The following is an 18,621-nucleotide window of genomic DNA, read 5'->3' on the forward strand; positions in this document are numbered from 1 at the left end:
GCGGCGGGTATGGCGGGTGTTCGGCGCGTCGGAAGGGTTCGCCGAGTTCTTCCTCCGCCACCCGGATCAGCTCTCGGTCCTGGAAGGGCCGATCGTCGGGCTGCCCTCGTCGGCGGAGCTGCAGGAGCGCCTGCTGGCTGCGGTGGGCGCGGAAGACGGCTTCGCGCAGTCGGGCGACGATGATGCGGTCGTCGCGATCAGAATCGCGTATCGTCGGCATCTCGCCGCTATCGCCGCCTATGATCTCTCGCATCCGCACCCGGAGTCGATCGTCGGACCGGTGTCTGCGGCGCTGGCGGACATCGCGGGTGCCGCCCTCGAAGCGTCGCTCGCCGTCGCCAGGACCAGACTGCAGGCATCGATGGGCCGTGCGGAAGTGGCCGCGACGCGTCTCGCCGTCATCGGGATGGGCAAGGCCGGGGCTCGCGAGCTGAACTACGTCAGCGACGTCGATGTGATCTTCGTCGGCGGGAGTAGCGACGAAGAGATCCTCTCGGAGGCGCGGGCGATCGATATCGCCACGCGACTCGCGCGCGAGACCATGCGCAACCTCGACGCCATCGAGGTGGAGCCGCCGCTGTGGGAGGTGGACGCCGCTCTCCGCCCCGAAGGCAAGCAGGGTGCACTGGTCCGCTCGCTCGCGTCGCACCTCGCGTACTACGACCGCTGGGCGAAGAGCTGGGAGTTCCAGGCGCTGCTCAAGGCCCGTCCGATCGCGGGAGACGCCGAGCTCGGGGGCGAGTACATCGCCGCGGTGCAGCCGAAGATCTGGTCGAGCGCGGCGCGACAGGACTTCGTGGAGAGCGTGCAGCGCATGCGGGAGCGCGTGATGGAGCACATCGATCCCGAGGATGCGCCGTATCAGCTGAAGCTCGGAGCCGGCGGTCTGCGAGACATCGAGTTCACGGTGCAGCTGCTGCAACTGGTCCACGGTCTCACCGACGAATCGCTGCGCACGCGTGGAACCCTGGAGAGTCTCGACGCACTCGTCGAGGGCGGCTACATCGGACGCGTCGATGCAGCCGCGTTCGCCGACGACTATCGTCTGCTGCGGCTCATGGAGCACCGCCTCCAGCTCAGGGAGCTCAGCCGCACGCATCTGATGCCGCGCACTCCTGCCGGTCTTCGGATCCTGGCGCGAGGCACCGGACTGGCCGAGAGCGGCGAGGGAGTGTGGGCGCGCTGGGAGAGCGTGCGTCGTGAGGTGCGCGAGATCCACACCCGCCTGTTCTACCGGCCGCTGCTCAGCGCCGTCGCCGGGCTGCCGGAGGAGGAGCGCACGCTCTCCGCAGCCCAGGCGCACGACCGCCTGGCGGCGATCGGGTTCCGTGACCCGGCGGGAGCTCTCCGCCACATCGGCGCCCTCACCAGCGGACTGAGCCGCAAGGCGACGATCCAACGCCACCTGATGCCCATCATGGTGCGGTGGTTCGCGGATGGCAGCGACCCCGACTACGCGCTCCTCGCATTCCGCCGCATCAGCGAGCGACTCGGAGACACTCCCTGGTTCCTGCGGATGCTGCGGGACTCCTCAGGGGCCGCCGAGAGTCTCACCCGCCTGTTGTCATCCTCACGCTACGTCGGGGAGCTCCTGGAGTGGATCCCCGAATCGGTGGCGTGGTTGGACAGCGCGGGGCGTCTGCGCCCTCGGGGCGCGGCAGCGCTCGACGAGGAGGCTCGCGCGATACAGACGCGTCATGAGTCCATCGGCGATGCGCTGCGCGCCGTCAGGGCGCTGCGACGGCGTGAGCTCCTGCGCACTGCCATGGGAGCAGTCCTCGACGTCCTCACCATCGAAGAGGTGGCCACCGCACTCACCGAGATCACCGAGGCCACGATCCAAGCCGCCTTGCGCGCGGTGATCCGCGAGGTGGTCCCGCTCGAAGACGAGGCGTTGGACTTCGCCGTCATCGCGATGGGACGGTTCGGTGGTGCCGAGCTCGGCTTCGGGTCCGACGCTGACATCCTCTACGTGTACGACGCGAACGGCGTCGATCCGCAGCGCGCCCAGAAGCTGGCGACGCAGATCGTGGCGGGGCTGCGCGAGCACCTGACCGATCATCGCCTCCCGCTCGACCTCGATGCCGATCTGAGGCCGGAGGGTCGCAACGGGCCGGTCGTGCGATCCATCGAGGCGTACACGGAGTACTACCGACGCTGGTCGCTGTCGTGGGAGGCGCAGGCCCTGCTCCGCGCCCGCGGCGTCGCCGGGAGCGCGAAGCTGATCACGCGTTTCACCGCCCTGGCCGACACGATCCGCTATCCGGAGTCCGTCGATCTGCAGGGCACACGTGAGATCAAGCGGATCAAGGCCAGGGTCGAGGGGGAGCGGCTGCCGCAGGGCGCCGATCCGCGGCGTCACCTGAAACTCGGTCCCGGCTCGCTCAGCGACGTGGAGTGGCTGGTGCAGCTGCTGCAGCTGCAGCATGCGCACGCGGTTCCCGGGTTGCGCACGACGTCGACGCTCGGTGCCCTCGAGGCTGCCGTCGCCGCTGATCTCGTCTCCGAGGAGGATGCGCTGCGCCTTCGTGAAGCCTGGCTCCTGTCCAGCCGTCTCCGCTCTGCGATCACCCTGCTCACGGGGCAGACCAGTGATGTGCTGCCGGCGGATCGTCGACAGCTCGACGCGATCGGCAGGCTCCTGGGCTACCCCGATCGATCGGCGACCGAGCTCGAAGAGGATTACCTCGGGGTCACCCGACGCGCACGGAAGACCTTCGAGCAGCTCTTCTACGGCTGAGTCCGCAGCCTGAGTTTGCGGTATCGGGCGAGGTGTCCCAAGCTGACGATATGACCCACGCACGTATCGGCATCGTCTGGAACCCTTCGAAGGTCGAGCAGGAGGTCCTGCAGACCGCCGTGAGCGGCGTGTTCGACGCTCAGTACGACATCCGCTGGTGGGAGACGACTCCGGAGGACCCGGGTCGGGGCATGGCTCGTGAGGCCCGCGAAGACGGTCGGGACATCGTGATCGCCGTCGGCGGCGATGGCACTGTACGCGCCGTCGCGGAGTCCCTGGCGGGGTCTGACACAGCGCTGGGGATCGTGCCGCAGGGGACGGGCAACCTGCTTGCGCGCAACCTCGACGTTCCGCTGAACAACGTGAAGGCGGCGTTGGAGCGCGTGCGCGACGCCGAGCCCCGTCGGATCGACCTCGGCTGGGTCTCGTACGACGGCACCGAGCACGCCTTCGCCGTGATGGTCGGCTTCGGCGTCGATGCGCAGATGCTGGTGGAGACCGACGACGACCTCAAGTCCAAGGCCGGCTGGCTGGCCTACGTGGAGGCGATGGGCCGCGCACTCGCCGGCACCGAGATGACCGACATCACTCTGGCGATCGACGGGGAGAAGGCCGTGGCCGTGCGGGGACACACCATGCTCATCGGCAACTGCGGGATGGTGCAGGGCGGCATCCGTCTGCTTCCCGATGCGGTGCTCGACGACGGCAAGCTCGACGTGCTCATGATCAGCGCGGACGGTGCGCTGCAGTGGCTCGACACACTCCGTTCCTTCGTCTGGGACAACGGCATCCGCCGTCTCTTCGGTGCCACCGACGAGGCCGTGAGCACCGAGTCCGCCCGCCACCTTCCGGTCGAGAGCATCTCGGTCGAGCTGAAGACGCCCCTCGTGTTCGAGATCGACGGGGAGGAGATGGGCGAGGTCACCGCCTTCGACGTGCGCGTCGAGCCGGGCGCCCTCCTGGTCCGCTGAGGTCGAACGCCCCGTCCCGTCCCCGTGTCAGCGGGTGACGGGCGGGGGGACGATCTTGCGGTCCTGCGCGGGGAACGTCACCTTCTGGATGATGATGATGATGCTCGCGGCCACGGGGATCGCGACCAGGGCGCCCAGGATGCCGCCCAGCGCGGCGCCGGCCACCGCGGCGATCACGACGAGCGCACCCGGCACGGCGACGGCCTTGCTCATGATGCGCGGCGACAGCACGTATGCCTCGATCTGCATGTAGATGAGGTAGTAGATGATCGCGATCAGCGCGGTCAGCGGAGAGACGAACAGGCAGATCAGCGAGTTGATGATCGACGCGGTCAGCGTGCCGACCAGCGGGATCATCGAGCCGATGAAGGCGATCAGGGCGAGCAGGGCCGGAACCGGGGCGCCGATGATGCTGAGGAAGATGAGGCTCAGGATGCCGTTGATGAGTGCGAGGCTCACCTGGCCGATGACGTAGCGGCCCACGGCGCCGGAGACGTCTTCGAGGAGGCCGCTGAAGGTGTCGCGCTGGTAGGCGGGCACGAAGCGGGCGGCCACGTGCTTCATGCTGCGCAGGGACGCCATGAAGTACAGGGTCAGGATCAGGACGATCGTGATCCCGGTGAAGCCGCCGGCGATACCCGCGCCCACGGCGAACACACCACCCCCGATGTCGAGGAAGTTGTTGGGGTCCTGCACGAAGCCGAGGATGCCTTGCACGGCGTCGTCGATCGTCGAGCCGAACTGACCGCTGACGTCCTTGAACCAGTCGCTGGCCATGAAGTCCTTGATCATCTGCGGTCCGTCTTTGATCAGGTTGCTGATCTGCTCGACGAGCAGCGGGACGATCGCGAGGATGACGCCGGCGAACGCCAGGATGACCGCGGCGACCACGATGGTGACGGCCGCGGGGCGGGGGAGCTTCTTCTCGATGAAGGTGACGATCGGATCGAGCCCGAGTGCGAGGAACACGGCGACGCCGATGTAGACGAGCACGGTCGCGAGCTGCCCGACGATGCTGCCGATCCCCAGCGCCACGAGGACTCCGAGGGCGCCCAGCAGGCCGAACATGAATGGGTTGGTCCTGGCGTATGCGGCGACCGCATTCGACGGCTGCGATGAGCGCGGCTCCGCCGACGCGCGCAGCTCGGTGTTCGCGGTCACTCTTCTACGGCGCATGATTCCCCCGGTCGATGGTCAGACTCACCAGTTGATCACCCTGGATCCCGCGCGGTCAAGCCGGTGGCGCGGCGTGGCGATGTCTGATTCCTGACCTCGCGTCGACGTTGAGGACGGCCTCCCGACGCGAGGTGACGCCGAGCTTGCGATAGATGGAGCTGATGTGGGTCTTGACGGTGGGATAGGCGACCCCCAGACGCGTGGAGATCTCCTCGGCGGTCATCGTCGTGCGCAGGTATGCGAGGACTTCGCTCTCGCGCGGGGTGAAGATGCCCGTCCGTCGTCGGGCCAGCTCTCCGCGTCGTTCGAGAATCGTTCCGAGGAACTCATCGTGGCGGGATCCGCGGTGGGCATGGGCGATCAGGAGATCGCCGATGAGCGGATCGTCCGAGAGGAATGGAGTGAGGATCCGCTCGGGGGCTGCGGATTCGAGAGCTCTGTCGAGCTGTTCGTGCGCGTCCGCTCCATGCCCTGCGAGGGAGCGCAGGGCCGCTGCAGTGACGAGCGTGCTCGCCCGCGCGTAGCGGGGTAGCGCGCCCGATGTCGCCAGCCGCAGCGCCTGCGCAGCCGACGCGGGTTCTTCGAGGACACGATAGAGCTCCGCGAGCACCGCGTGGGCGACGGCGGCACCGGGGCGGGCGAGTACCGGCGCCGCGATGGTTCGAGCGCGGTCGTCGTGTCCCTCTGCGTGCGCGAGCAGAGCGGAGATCACGCGGCGCAGCGTATCCCAGGGGATGCCGTGCTTATCGTCCTTGCTCACCCCGTGGAGCAGGCCGGCCGCGGCGAAGTATCGGTCTTCTCGCCTGAGCGCGATGATGCTCATGACCAGGTACAGCCGGGCGAGGGCTTCGAAGTTGTTGCCGGGGCCGCCTTCGTCCACGACCTGTTCGAGGTGGGCGATCGCATCGTCGTAGTCGCCTCGCCAGTATGCGATGGTGCCGCGGTTTGCCTGGGGGAGCCCGCCCTCGAAGATGTCCCAGTCCGACGGCGAGGACGAGACGGGAAGCGCATCGAGCGTCTGCTCGGCATCGGTGAAGAGGCCGGCGTGGGTCAAGGCGAAGGCGAGATTGGATTGGGCGAGGCGATAGGTCTCCGGCCGCCCGCGCAAGCGGGCCTCGTCTGAGGCCGAGCGCAGGAGGCCGATGGCCCCGGAGAGATCACGTCGGAGGCGCACCTCCGTCCAACCGAGGAGGAAGAGCGCCGAGGGGTAGTCGTCGTCGGGCCCGCATTCGGTCAGAGCTTCCCGAGCGCGATCGGCGATCGTGGCCTTCGTCGGGGTGTCGGCAGCGAGGAGGAGCTCGGTGAAGCAGACCACGAAGTCGTCGTCCGCGATGCGCATTCCTTGGCCACGAAGGAACGTGGCACCGTGCGAATCGCCGAGGAGGTCGCGGCAGCAGGCACGGATGAGGAGGACGTGCGGGTCGTGCGGCTCAGGGTGGGCGAGGCAGAGCTGCTCGAGATGTCGGGTGCGGGATTCGAGGATGAGTCGGAGCCAGTTCCGGCGCAGCGCCGCGCGGGCGAGTGCCGGATCGCTGGGAGAAGGGTCCTCGCGGACGGCATCGATCACGGGACAACGATATCGGCGTGGGAATCCGTGATGTTGGTGGGGCAGGCAGATGTCATCCGATGAGGATGACGCGTGCGTCCGGAGAGCGATCGGGCGAACAGAATCGCAACGAGGTCCGCGCTGCCGGACCGTGTCACGGCCGGCCATCCGACCCCGACCCATGCTTCGCGGTGAGTCTGTGCCGCGAGAGAAAGGAACGACATGTCAGCCACGAAGGTGAACGTCCGCAACTTCGCTCGTGCCGAGTCCGACTTGATGTTCTCCCGGCTCGCCGCCGGGAGCACGCTCGGGACCTGGAATCACACGCGAGGGCTGAAGTCGATCGACGATCAGCCCATCATCCGGCAGAACCGGGACACTCTCTACAGCAGCGCCATCATCGATGTGCGCGAAGGAGTCACGCTCACGCTGCCCGACACGGGTGGCCGTTACATCTCCGCCTTCGTCGTGAATCAGGATCACTACGCGCCGTTCCTGTTACGCGAGCCCGGCGCCCATGCGCTCACACGCGCAGCCGTAGGAACCGACCACGCGGCGGTCCTGGTCCGCATCCTCGTCGACCCGAACGACGCCGAAGACATCGCCGAGGTGAATCGCCTCCAGGACGCTCTTCGTCTCGTGGGCGGTGGATCGGGGGAGTTCCCGTTCCCCGAGTACGATGAGCTGTCGCAGTCGGAGACCCGCGATGCTCTGCTCACTCTCGGGCGCGGCGTCTCGACCTACGATCGTGCGTTCGGCACGAGGGAGGAAGTGGATCCCGTCATGCACCTGCTGGGCGTCGCCGGCGGATGGGGTGGTCTGCCCGAGTACGAGGCGACCTACATCAGCGTTGACGAGGGCCTGCCGGTCGGGGACTATCGTCTGCGTTTGACGGACGTTCCTGTCGACGCCTTCTGGTCCGTCTCGCTCTACAACGCCGCTGGCTATTTCGAGGAGAACGAGCTCGGGGTGAACAGTATCAACAGCCTGACGGCGACCGCGGACGACGACGGCGGGATCACCATCCACTTCGGTGTGCACCCTGCCGGCCTCACGAACGCGCTGGTCGTCATGCCGGGGTGGAACTACACACTGCGCCTCTACCGACCGCGCCTGTCCGTGCTCGACGGCACCTGGGTCGCGCCCCGGCCCGAAGCGATCTGAGTGAGGCCCCGCGCCGCCATCCCCACCGCAGAAGAGCCCGTCCCCGCAGAAGCGGGGACGGGCTCTTCGTGATGCTCCGCGGTCGTCAGACGCCGAAGTACAGCTCGTACTCTGCCTAAGCAAATGGGAAGTGATGGCCCGTCGCGTATCCGCGAGATTGCGCGGATGTCGGTGCTGTCGCTTCATGCGGGTAGATGGCAAAGAGCGGGCCTTTTGCGGACTTTCTGCGGACTAGAGGCGCCGGGGTTCATCAGGCAGCGAACGCAGCCAGCGCACGAGCTCCTCGACCATGAGCACTGGTTTCGAGTTCGCATAGGAGGGGACGAGTTCGTTGCGTCGTATCGCTTGACGGATGCCCTCGAGGCTGTAGCCGGTGGCGGTTGCCGCGTCTCTAAGCGTGAGGGCAACCGAAGTCGGTCTCGTCCTGAGGGTCAGGTGGCGCTCGAGTTCTTCTCGCACGACACCTCTGACGACCTGTTCGATCTGCTCGATTGATTCTGGGGGCAACATACAAGGGAACCTAGAGGGATGAGTGCCCGTTGTCGATGACTTCTTCGCATGCTTGGTCTTCTTTGACTTATAGCAGGTCTGATCTGGGGTTAACCCGACTACAGGGATGTGGCCTACGTGTTCCGATGCACTTAAGATCAAGCCATGAAACGAATTGCAATCGTAGTCCCGGCCTCGCTGGCGCTGCTGCTGCTCGCGGGGTGCTCAGCAGCTCCATCCCGCGACGAGGTTTCTGAGCGCTTCCTCATCGAGTTCACTGACGATGACGCATTCCGCGACGCGATGCAGGAGTCCGCCGATCAGCTCGCAGGCAGTGCCCTTGACGGCTACTGCGGCGACGAAGGTTTCGAAGCTGGGCTCCGCACAACGGCCGACGAGCAGATCTTCTACGCCTGGCGGACGACATGCTTGATGTACTTCGAGGACGACCTCAGTCAGAGCCAGGTCAACGAGACTAAGCAGATGATCATGGATCGGGTGTCAGGCAGCTAAGGACTGTCTGCGCTTGGCGTGGCTGACGATCACTCCGTAGCTCACGTCGAGACGCCGTGCGACCTCTCGCATCGTTTCACCCTGTCTGAGTAGTTCATCGGCTGCGGCGCATTGGAATGACGTCATTGTCGAGGCCATGGCCCCGGGCACATTCGTCCGATCCGTGCGGAGGATCTCGACGAGGTAGGAGACGTCTACGCGCAGGGCGATCGTGACGATCCCGAGGTATTCGGCAAGGTTCATCCGGTGGCGTTCGCGCAGGTAGGTCAGTAGCGCGGGTGGCGGTGACCAGGGCTGTTCGATCCGAACGGGGACTTTCCCGGGGGCGTCGATGTACTGATTCCGGGCGAACGCCCTGAGCCTGTTTACGGCATTCATGGTGAGGTTCCGTGTGGTCTTCGTTTGCGCATCGAGGATGTCGGCGAGCTGCGGGTACGGCAGTTCATCGAAATACCGAAGAGCGATGATCGTCTTGTCGCGCAACGGCATGAGGCTATAGAAGTCGACGATGTCCTCTCGGGTCAGGCGGGCGCCGGCCGCTTCGGAAGGGGCACGAACCGAAGTGCGTTGCATCTCGAGGGTCTCTGCACCGAGCTCATCGAGAATCGGAGCATCGTACTCACCGTGCTGGGCGATGTCTCGGTAGTACTTCGAAACCGCGCGTTTGACGTCGGTCTTGAGGTACCACCAGAACAGTCCGCCGTTTCCTTCGCGCGTCTTGTCCTGTTCTGCCAGGACATCGTCCCACCTTGAAACCAGCTTGACGAGGGCGATAGCAGCGACCTGCTTGAGGTCATCAAGCGACATCAGACAGTTACCGCGCTCCGCCATCCACGAGTACTTGTTGACGATATGCCCGGAGACGACAGGCAAGTACTCGCTGATGAGTGGATCCTCAGCCGACAGCATTTGCATCCTCCTCGAGCTTACGCACGCGATCATGAAGCTGCGCGTTCTGCGCCATGAGGAGGGCGATGAAGTCGATGCTGTCGGGCTGATCGGTCACCGTCGTGTTGCCGTCGGCATCGGTGTCGTAGGTGTAGACGACGAATGGTTCCTGGTCGGGGTGCTCGGCCAGGCGCTCGGCGATGTAGCCGTACTTCCAGGAGCCGTCGCCGTGGCGCATCTGGTAGCGGCTGAGCGTCGGCCAGATGTCGCCTAGGCTGGCCGGGTCGAGCGCGCTGATGTACTTCTTGTACCGCTCGGAGGATGCGTTCTTCGCGAGCCGCCCGTCACCGTTGATGTACGCCACCGCGTAGCCAGACGTGGCCGGCGTCGCGTTCGGGACGATGACGTGACCGCCCACCGACATGTTCGCGCCGGTGTAGATCGTCTGCGAGGTCGCCCACTGGCCGCTCGCCTCACCGAAGCGCATCCCGCCGTTGTCGAGCGACGTGTGCGTGTGAGCGGACGGCGGGTACGTGGAGGGCTTTCCGCTGATCGCGTTCCAGGTGAGCGAGATCGCGGCGACCTTCGTGTCGGTGTACGCCTTCGCGGCGGTGAGCGCGGCGGCACACCTGGACACGATGTAGTCGCGGGTCTTGTTGATCGCGAGCCACCCGGTGCGGCGGTCTTCTGTGCCGTCCGTGACGGTCATGCTGTCGGCTGCGGCGGCGGTTCCTTCGTTGCCTACGTAGGACTCGGGCATTAGATCACCTCGTTCTTCCATGTCCCGCCCGGAGGCGAGTCGATCCAGCGCTCTCCCGCCGGGATGAGGATCCAGGCGGCGGCGGGCGTGTCAGTGGTGCGGCTAGTGACCGTCACCGTGTCTGTGTCGAAGTTGAACCGCACCGATCCGGCGATACCTGTCTGAATCGGCGTGCCCTCTAGGAGCACGCTGAGGGTCTGATCGGTGCGTTCGGTCCAGGTCGGGATGGCGGACGCGCTTACAGTGCGTCCACGGCCCTGTGCGCGGCGCACGATGCTCTCCGCTCGGCCCGGACCGGGATACGGGGTATCAGGGATTTCAACCCTGATCACCTTGGTTGAGTTGGTGGTGAGCGCGAACGCGTCGTACCGGCGCTGTTCGATGCCGTCGCGGTCGGTCCAGACGTACTCGTATACGGCGCCGTCGAACCAGGCGTCGTCCTCGCGGCTGAGGTTTTCCTCCGCGGCTTCGATGTTCACCGCGTGCCGGTAGGTCTGGTTCCCGTCGGCGCGGTAGTCGCTGTTGCGGAGCGTCCACCTACGGCGCTCGTCGCACACCAGCCGGAGCCCTGCGGCCTTGAGCAGTGGCTCCAGGAACGCCATCCCCGAGACCCCGGCACGCCACACAAGTGACTCGGGCGGGCGCTCGACCGTCGGCGTGCGCGACGACGACGAGGCGTGCGCGGACGCAGACCACGAGTAGGTGTAGGCGGCGGTGCCGGCCGTCGACCCGTCGAAGTAGGGCACGACCTCGTTGCCCTCGTAGAACATTGCCGCGTCCACGTACGGCTGTTGGCCTGCGGCGGTGGCCTGGTAGCCGAAGTGCACGCTCGCGCTCGTCGCGGCGGGGGGAGCTTTCGCGATCACGAACGGGCGACTCCACGCGGAGCCTGCCACGGCGACGTTCGCGCCGGTCACCTGCGCGATCGTCACGCCCTGCTGATCCTTGAAGTGCACGCGTGCGTGCACGGTCGATGCGGCGCTACAGATCAGGTGCCCGGCGAGCACGTACCAGCGGCCTCCGGTGACGCGGATACCCGATGCGGCCGCATAGTCGGCGTAGCTGATTCCGGCCGCGTTGGTCGTCCAACGCAGACCGAACCCGGACGGCGGATCGAATGTCACCGGCTGACGGGACACCGCCGAGGCATTCGTGCCGGCCGTCCACCCGTCCGCGTTGAGCTCAATCGACGGGTTCGTGATGAGGTTCGTGATCGGCCAGAAAGCCGTCACGTCCGCATCCTCCGTGCCCGAAGCGAGCATGAAATCCCGATACGGACCAAGTCTGCTGGTCTGCTCCGTCACGAACCCTGTCGCGTCCAGCCGACCGCCTACCGGCACGGTGCCGGAAATACGGAAGATGGGGACCACGCGCACCGCGCCCGGTAACCGGGTCACCGTCGCCGATACTCGCGCGAACTGCCCGGACGTGACGGACGCGACCACATCGGATGTGCCGAGCACGGTTCCGCCCGCGTCGAGCTGTTGCACATAGACCCGGCCGACAGGCGCGGTGATCGACGACGAGCGCACCCACGTGGAAACCGTGATCGCGGTGCCCAGCGGTGCCACGAGGAGGTTGTTCGTCGCGGTGCCGCGGATATCGATGTAGGTGCTCGCGGTGGTCGCCTGCGCGCGGAGGAAGGTATCGATGCCCTCACCGCCGACGTTCAGGCCGACCGTAGTCGTGGGGGTGAGTGTTGGGCTTCCCGAACCGGACTGGGATGCTGACCACACTGCGGTCGAAGTGCCGCGCGGACCCTGTGCCCGGTTCGGCGCGAGCCCACCGACGCGACCTAGCACGTAGTCACACACCGCCCGCAACGATGCCTGATAGGTCCGGGGGGTGCCATCGTCCGCGAGCTGCGCGAAATCGTCGAGGAGGGCTTCGTCAGACTCAAGCGCAACGGTGACGGTGCCGGCGGCGCGGTCGGGCTGAACACTCCGCACTCCGAGATCGAAAGTCCGTGATTGTGCCCCTGAAGGAAGCGATGCCGCCACATCGATGAGGACTCGACGTCCGTTTCGGGGGTCGAGCTTCTCGAGCAGCATCGGATCCTTGACGGCGAGTGTGATCGATCCGCGCACATGGGGGATCGCTGAGGCGTCGAGGGTGATTGTCCCCGCGTTGTCCTCGGACCAAGACAGGGAGATGTCGCCGCTCACGTCAAGGATGCGGGCGGAATAGACATGATCCGAGATCACCGTCATGACGCGATCTCCTGGAAGGGAACCGACAACACCCATTGCCCTGCATCTTCGATGACTTCACCAAGTTCGTTGCCAGCGACGATGAAACGCATGGTCACCTGACCGACCGAGGGGTTCCCCAGGTCGAGTGGCTGCGTCACAGCGAGGATCGACCGGGCAGCGTACGCGGCGGCGCCGCTCTCGAAGACGAGTGTGAGAGTTCCGCGGCGCATCCCAGTTGGGCGACGGGTGATGTCGGGGTCGCTGCGCCCCATGATCGTGTGGACGATCGATCGCAAGTCTGCGCGCGCGTCCCATCCGGGCATGGACGTCGGGGTGATGACCCCACCGGCGTGAGTGATGGTGGTGGTCATCGGTCCCACCCTCCTTCTGGGCCTACGATCTTGGTCCCGATCCTGAGTACCGTGCCCGAGATACGTCGCATGGCGCGGTCTACTTCCGACGTGTCGGCCCGCAGAGCGACTGTTCCGCCCTTGATTGAAGTCGCCTGGTCCTCGACCCGCTGAATGTCCGTCGTGGCAGTCTTGGTTTCTGCGTTGATGGACACTTCGACATCGCCGGGGAGCTTCACGATGATGTTGCCCAGCGCGTCAACTTCGCCCGTTGCCTGCCCCGCTTCTTGTGAGAGCTTGTAGAGGTACTCAGCCTGTGCCTGTGCTGCCGTGGCGCCCTGCTCAAGACCTGTCTTGATCGAGGGGAGTATCCCGTCAAGAACCTGCATCTGCCCGACCGTCAACCCGGCAGCGTTAGCGCCATCCGCGTATGCCTGGGTGAGCCGGTCGAGCTTGTCGCCTCCCTCTACGAGAGCATCGATGACCTCTACCTGATCCCACCCTGACGCCGCGGTGAGATCCAAGACCTGCTTGAACTTCTCCTGGTCGCTCGTCCAGTTCGCGACTGCCGAGACTTTGTCGGCCGCGTCGAACGCCGATCCGATTCCGTAGGCAAAGTCGTATGCCGATTGCAGGGCATCCTTCGAGGCTTCGTCGATCTTGTTGAACTGGTCGACCGCCACACCCAGCCCCGCTGCCACGGCGATACCGGCCGCGGCTCCGGCAGGCCCGAACCCAACGAACGCGTTGGCGGCGATCTCCTGAGCCAAATCGGCGATCGACTCGAACGACCCGTCGAAGCTCGCCGCTGTTTCGCGCGCGGACTGCTGCGCTTCTTCTTTGAAGTCCTTGACCCCATCTTCGGCGCGCTGCATGCCGCGCCTGGCGTCGTCGCCGGCTTTGTCCGCCTTATCGCCAAGCTCCTTAGTCTCGCGTTGAGCATCCTTCAACGCATCCTCGAGCTTGTCTACGCTGCTCTCTCCCTCACGGCCACTGTCCCGGAATTCGTTCCCGAGTTTGTCGACGGCGCGGCGGGCATCGTCGGCCGTGACTCCCATCTGCTTGAGTGCGTCCCGTATGTCATCGTCGCTCTTACCGGCCTTACGTGCAGCCTCGGCGAGCTTGTCGGCGAAGCTGTCGACCTGACCGCCTGCCTTACCGCTCGCATCGCCAGCCCCGCCCACTGCGTCATCCAGACGCTTCATCGCGTCTTCGGCGTCCTCCGTAGGCTTGATGACACCCGCCTTGATCTTGTCTTCAAAGGCGCGAGTGTCGGCGCCAATCCCGATCTCATGGACTTTCGCCATTAGCGCCTCCCATCGAATGCGTCGAGCAGAGCCCGATAAGCGGACTGGATCGCGACTGACGCGATGCGCGGGATGGACTTCCGGGCTGCTGGGTAGACGACGTTGCCGCCGCGGCGGGGTGCGCCGAACACGTTTCCCATGCGGCGCCTGTATGGCTTCCCTTTCCGAGACGTCTGCGCAATGACCTTGTCAGGGTTGCCACCGAACTCCGCGCCGAAAGCCACCGTCGATACGGCCGCGCCGCTAGACATGGTTCCGACACCGCCTGATCGCAGATAGATGTTGCGCGTAGTCACTCCCACCCGTGCAGTGTTGACAAGAGCTCGCTGCTGCAAGCGGGTGCCGGCCATGTCGCGGGTTTCTTCAACCCAGATGGGTTCAGCGTTCTTTCTCGTGAATGCTGTGACGTTCTTCCTGGCCTCTGCGGGGACTGCCCGCAGTGAGATGAGCAGATCCCGTAGAGGCGAATCGATCAGCAAGCTGATTCGCCCGTTACGCATGTCAGCCCGCTGGCGCGAAAGTCGGCTGTCCGTTGATGGGCAGGTTGACTGTGGCGGCGTGGATGGTTGCAGCGCCGCCGCCGAACTGGCCGGCGAGCACGCGGGCAGAGAACGTTGCGACCTGTCCGCCGTCGTCTGGCGTGTACGTGAAGGTCTTCGTCTGGCCGTGCCATTCGATGAGCTTCTGAGAGAAAGAGCTGGCGGTCTTCCAGTCCTGGTTGTACGCGACCTGCGCGACCCAGGCGTTACCGCCGACGAACTGGGTGACTCCGCCGCCGATGTCCGTCGTCGATGCTGTCGGCGCTGTCGGAACGAGCGCGCAAGACGTCACCGCGGCGGTGTAATCGTCGCTCTCAACGGTGAGCTTTCCGGTGGTACCGAAGTACGCGGCGTTGGCGATCGTAGGCATGGCTACTCCTTTGATGAGGTGAGAACGGTGGTGTGGATGCGCCAAATCCACTGACCGGATTTCTCAAGGCGCTGCTTCTCGGCCGAGTCCCAATAGATGTCGGACTGAGAATCGATGATGTTGATGAGAGTGAGCGCGAGCTGATCCACGTCGCTCTCACCCGCATCGTCAGTGGTCTTCGGGGAGCCCAAGACGATGTCAATCGCCGCTGCGACCTGACCTGGGCCGAGCGGCGACCCGTTCGCCGCGCTCTCAAATCGGGTGAACTCGAAAATGACGATCGGCGATCGATACTCAGTGGGAGGCTGCTTGATGAACTCGCTGATCTCCCACTCAGGCCAGTTGGGTAGCAACTCTTCAAGGCGCTCTTTGAGAGCCTTTCGAACACCCGCGATGTCAGAGAACACTTGCCACCCCCGACTGAGGGCGGATGATCTTCTGGATCTCTTTCGAGAGTGGGCGCGGAACGAAGGAGAATCCTTCCGGCCCCACTCCGTCTCCGACGATCCGGCCGGCGTTAAACAGGTTCTTGGCCTGCTGTAGCTGGGCGAAGACATATCGAGTCGGAACCTCAGGTGCTTCCGCGTCGAGCAACGCCAGTACGTCGGCGATCGTGGAAGACGGGTAACCGAGGCAATCCAGAAGATTGGAGACCTCGTCCGCGGCCGTTTCGGTTGGGGCGTAGGCAAGTACCTGCTGACGGGCCGTGTCCATCAGGAACTCACACAATTCGATGTTGTCGGTCGGCGCATCGGGCCATGCGCCGTCGAGCCGGTTCGATCCCGAACCTCCATCAGATGTGTACCAGGTAGCCATGCCTACGCCCCGACCGCTTACGGGGTAGCGTCAGTGCCGATGAGCACCAGCGACTCTGGGCGAACCAGGAAGGTTTCGAGGTAGCCGATCACAGCCTTGTCGATGCCACCACGGGCAATGTCGAGAGCGTCGACCTGGATCGGCGTCGAACCCTGCTCACGGAACTCAATCGCGCTCTTCGCGCCACCGAGGACCGCAGGCTCGGTTGTGCTCATCCCCGGGAAGAACTCGTCCTTGGCCTTCTTGATGACGACCTTCGAGCCATCGCCGCGACCCTCGCCGGTGCCAGCCGTGACACCGAACTCGACGTACTCGGGGACAAGATCCTTCGGCGTGTAGAGAAGCTGGTTCCACGCAGCCGGGTTGACCACGATCGATGCAGCATCGTCGTCAGCATCGGACACGGCCTCGATTGCCTGGATGACCATTCCCATGGCCTCCGGGTAGTCGTGGCCAGCCACACCGGGGAAGGCGCCGGGGGCGATGAGACGTTCGAGGTCGGTTCCTGCGGCGGCGGCGAAGACGGCGCGCAGGGCGTCTTCGTCCGTGACCTTGGCGTAAGAGTCCACGACGCCCTCAAAGAACGCCTGGATCACCTCAGCGCCGCCGTCGAGGTCGTACCACTCACGGGCGACGTCAGCGGCGTAACCGTAGGGCTGGATCGTCGATCCGGTCACGGAGGTGGTGGCGGTTCCCGAACCGATCTCCGTCTTGTTTCCGTTCCACTTCTTGACGAGGGCAGTGCCCTGGTCAAGCTTGAAGCCCTTGCGGCCACCGACGTTGATGCCGCCGTACAGGTGGGTGAACAGATCGAGGTACTTGCGCTGATAGCGTTTGCCCTGCCAGAGCTTGCCCACCCAGGCGGGCTGAATGACGCCCGATGCTGAGGTGGTGAGTCCGCCCGTGGTGTTGACCTTGATGTCGCTCAGAGCGGCGAGCAGCGTTTCGGCATCAGCCGTTGCCATGCCGGTCTTGACAGTGGACATCGCGGCGAACACCGTGCCCAGGTCAATGTCCTCGACCTTTGCAGGATTGTTGGCGAGCAGCGTGCCAGGGGCGGCGACGGGAGCCGGAGTCTGCCCCGGCTCGGTTGCGGTAGCGGTCACTGTGGACCCTCCTTCTGGGTTGTCCTCAGCCGGGGCGGCTTCGGGGGTGTAGGTACGCGACTCGCCCTCAGCGGTCACGGTCACGTCGTCGGGGAGCGACGGTGCTTCGATGACGAGATGGTCAGGATCAGTGACGGCCGTTTCGGTCGCCAGCGACTCGGTATCCTCGGCGGCCAGCAGCGTGGCTCCCTCAAACGCCGGCTTCTCGACCTGCGCTGCGGCGAAGAGCACGGAGCCAGGAAGCGCCTTGCCGCCCTGAACTCGGACCTTCGCGACCTCAGCGGACAGGTTCTTTCGCTTGCCGCTCTTGCCTTCTTCGAAAGCCGCTCGGCCCTCCGGGGTGTTGCGGTACTTGAATGTCGCCATGACGCCGTCCGCAGGCTGTTCCCAAACTCTGGTGAACGCGCCGACAACGTCTTCCCGCTTGTGCTCGAGGTTCAGGGACATCCCTGTGAGGTCTTCGGGGAGGCCCACGTCACCAGCTGCGAAAGTAAACGTGCCTAGGTTGGAGCGAGCGGGCACGCCGAAGGGGATCAGCAGCCCCGTCGCAGTCATGTCCTCTTCGTTGAACTCGAGAGTTCCGGCATCGATGATCACTGGTTCCATAAGTCAGTCCTCCAAGACAGGCGGCGTCGTGGGAGTCGGGACGGCGAACATCTCCGACTTGTCGAATGCGATGTACTCGCCCTCGGGGCAGATGTCATCGAGGGAAAGGCGAGCAGAGATCGCGTCGGCGTATTGGCGCGAACCCAAGTCGTAGAGCTCCGAACGCTCATCGCCCTTACCCGTGTAGTTCATGTCGCCGCCGCCACCGGAGGACTTTGCGCCCTCGATGATCGACGCCGGGACACTGGCGTGATTGGCGATGTCGAGTCGGACGCTGTTAGTGGCGGAATCGAATAGATCGATCGCCTCACCCGTGTGATCCTTGACGTCGACGTAGGACTTCGTCATCGACACGGAGGTCTTGCGCCGCTGCTCGGCGTACGCCTTGACCTCCTTCATCTGCTCCTTCGCCGTCATGCCGTCGTACGCGGGGTCGTTGATGTGCAGTTCGGTGCCGGCCGGCGGGGACTCGAGACGAGTCGTGCGAGCGATATCCAGGGCTCTGGCCTGCCGGATCGTATCGACGCCGTCGACGAGAATTCCGTTGTCTCCGAGGGAGATAAGGATCAGCTTGCTGAGGTAGCGCGGGTCTACGAGCTGCGTAAGCTCAACGACGCCCTTGCTGTCGAACTTCCAGTGGGTTGCCTTCGGGATGTGGATCGCGTCGACAATGTCGGCGCCGTTCATCTCGCACCCCAGAAGCGCCCACCCCTCAAGAGCAAGATCCTTCACGAGCCCCTTGGTGCGGATCAGCGGCGGGATTCCACTGTTCGAGTTCTGCAACCATCGAGGCTGCGGGTCGACCTTCACGCCGTCCCTGTATTGCACCATTGGCATTCCGCCGACGACATCGGCGTGAATCTGTACCGCGCGCTTCAAACCCGGGACTCGCATTGCGATTTCTCGCGTGATTGCACCCGTGTCAGTACCGAAGAGCTCCGACATAAGGGCGACTTGAAGGGAATCCTGCGAGCCCCAGGGAGAAACCGGCGTCGTCGGCACAGAGGGCCGCGACGTATACGCGTCCTTGATTGAGCGCTTCCAGATTCCCATACTTCAATTGTGAAGTATGTGTCTACGAATGAGTC

General features: G+C 65.0%; 16 protein-coding genes (1 of these 16 only partly in view). 4 read left to right on the forward strand and 12 right to left on the reverse strand.

The window, feature by feature from the left end:
• Nucleotides 1–2,740, forward strand: the 3' portion of a protein-coding gene (locus tag B2869_RS05880) for a bifunctional [glutamine synthetase] adenylyltransferase/[glutamine synthetase]-adenylyl-L-tyrosine phosphorylase (protein WP_292763723.1). Its footprint begins 272 nt before the window's first position; the window shows 2,740 of its 3,012 coding nt (coding positions 273–3,012); the start codon falls outside the window, past its left edge; the stop codon is at nucleotides 2,738–2,740.
• A 50-nt stretch (nucleotides 2,741–2,790) separates the two neighbouring features.
• Nucleotides 2,791–3,711, forward strand: a complete 921-nt coding sequence (locus B2869_RS05885) for a diacylglycerol/lipid kinase family protein (protein WP_029260275.1) — start codon at nucleotides 2,791–2,793, stop codon at nucleotides 3,709–3,711.
• 27 nt (nucleotides 3,712–3,738) lie between these two features.
• Here B2869_RS05885 and B2869_RS05890 read toward each other — a convergent pair whose 3' ends face one another.
• Nucleotides 3,739–4,872, reverse strand: coding sequence for an AI-2E family transporter (locus B2869_RS05890; RefSeq protein ID WP_021200705.1), 1,134 nt, complete (start codon nucleotides 4,870–4,872; stop codon nucleotides 3,739–3,741).
• 70 nt (nucleotides 4,873–4,942) lie between these two features.
• Nucleotides 4,943–6,454: a LuxR C-terminal-related transcriptional regulator gene (locus B2869_RS05895; protein WP_292763728.1), complete on the reverse strand. Its 1,512-nt coding sequence runs from the start codon at nucleotides 6,452–6,454 to the stop codon at nucleotides 4,943–4,945.
• Between the two features lie 201 nt (nucleotides 6,455–6,655).
• Between B2869_RS05895 and B2869_RS05900 the strand changes: the two genes are divergently transcribed.
• A complete protein-coding gene (locus B2869_RS05900; protein WP_292763731.1) occupies nucleotides 6,656–7,597 on the forward strand; it encodes a DUF1214 domain-containing protein in 942 nt (313 codons plus the stop codon).
• A gap of 654 nt (nucleotides 7,598–8,251) precedes the next feature.
• Nucleotides 8,252–8,599 (forward strand): hypothetical protein, encoded by a 348-nt coding sequence (locus B2869_RS05905; RefSeq protein WP_292763734.1) that lies wholly within the window; start codon nucleotides 8,252–8,254, stop codon nucleotides 8,597–8,599.
• Here the strand turns inward: B2869_RS05905 and B2869_RS05910 are convergent.
• The 10 genes from B2869_RS05910 to B2869_RS05955 form a co-directional block, all read right to left on the reverse strand.
• Complete coding sequence (locus tag B2869_RS05910; RefSeq protein ID WP_292763737.1) at nucleotides 8,588–9,508, reverse strand: sigma-70 family RNA polymerase sigma factor; 921 nt, start codon at nucleotides 9,506–9,508, stop codon at nucleotides 8,588–8,590. The genes B2869_RS05905 and B2869_RS05910 overlap by 12 nt on opposite strands.
• Nucleotides 9,495–10,247, reverse strand: coding sequence for a hypothetical protein (locus B2869_RS05915; RefSeq protein WP_292763740.1), 753 nt, complete (start codon nucleotides 10,245–10,247; stop codon nucleotides 9,495–9,497). Before B2869_RS05915 ends, B2869_RS05910 begins: the two co-directional genes overlap by 14 nt.
• The gene (locus tag B2869_RS05920; protein ID WP_292763743.1) at nucleotides 10,247–12,457 is read right to left on the reverse strand and encodes a hypothetical protein; all 2,211 of its coding nucleotides are present in this window, start codon (nucleotides 12,455–12,457) and stop codon (nucleotides 10,247–10,249) included. Before B2869_RS05920 ends, B2869_RS05915 begins: the two co-directional genes overlap by 1 nt.
• Nucleotides 12,454–12,810, reverse strand: a complete 357-nt coding sequence (locus tag B2869_RS05925; RefSeq protein WP_292763748.1) for a hypothetical protein — start codon at nucleotides 12,808–12,810, stop codon at nucleotides 12,454–12,456. Before B2869_RS05925 ends, B2869_RS05920 begins: the two co-directional genes overlap by 4 nt.
• Complete coding sequence (locus B2869_RS05930) at nucleotides 12,807–14,096, reverse strand: hypothetical protein (RefSeq protein ID WP_292763751.1); 1,290 nt, start codon at nucleotides 14,094–14,096, stop codon at nucleotides 12,807–12,809. The genes B2869_RS05925 and B2869_RS05930 overlap by 4 nt, the downstream gene beginning before the upstream one ends.
• A gap of 501 nt (nucleotides 14,097–14,597) precedes the next feature.
• The gene (locus tag B2869_RS05935; protein WP_292763754.1) at nucleotides 14,598–15,005 is read right to left on the reverse strand and encodes a hypothetical protein; all 408 of its coding nucleotides are present in this window, start codon (nucleotides 15,003–15,005) and stop codon (nucleotides 14,598–14,600) included.
• A gap of 2 nt (nucleotides 15,006–15,007) precedes the next feature.
• Nucleotides 15,008–15,412 (reverse strand): hypothetical protein, encoded by a 405-nt coding sequence (locus B2869_RS05940; protein WP_292763757.1) that lies wholly within the window; start codon nucleotides 15,410–15,412, stop codon nucleotides 15,008–15,010.
• Nucleotides 15,402–15,821, reverse strand: coding sequence for a hypothetical protein (locus B2869_RS05945; RefSeq protein WP_292763760.1), 420 nt, complete (start codon nucleotides 15,819–15,821; stop codon nucleotides 15,402–15,404). The genes B2869_RS05940 and B2869_RS05945 overlap by 11 nt, the downstream gene beginning before the upstream one ends.
• 17 nt (nucleotides 15,822–15,838) lie before the next feature.
• Nucleotides 15,839–17,524: a hypothetical protein gene (locus B2869_RS05950; RefSeq protein WP_292763763.1), complete on the reverse strand. Its 1,686-nt coding sequence runs from the start codon at nucleotides 17,522–17,524 to the stop codon at nucleotides 15,839–15,841.
• A gap of 12 nt (nucleotides 17,525–17,536) precedes the next feature.
• Nucleotides 17,537–18,586 carry a hypothetical protein gene (locus B2869_RS05955; RefSeq protein ID WP_292763765.1) on the reverse strand — a complete coding sequence of 350 codons (1,050 nt, stop codon included), beginning with the start codon at nucleotides 18,584–18,586 and terminating at the stop codon, nucleotides 17,537–17,539.
• Nucleotides 18,587–18,621: the final 35 nt, after the last annotated feature.

The organism is Microbacterium sp. UBA3486 (assembly GCF_002377845.1).
Classification (GTDB): Bacteria; Actinomycetota; Actinomycetes; order Actinomycetales; family Microbacteriaceae; genus Microbacterium; species Microbacterium maritypicum_A.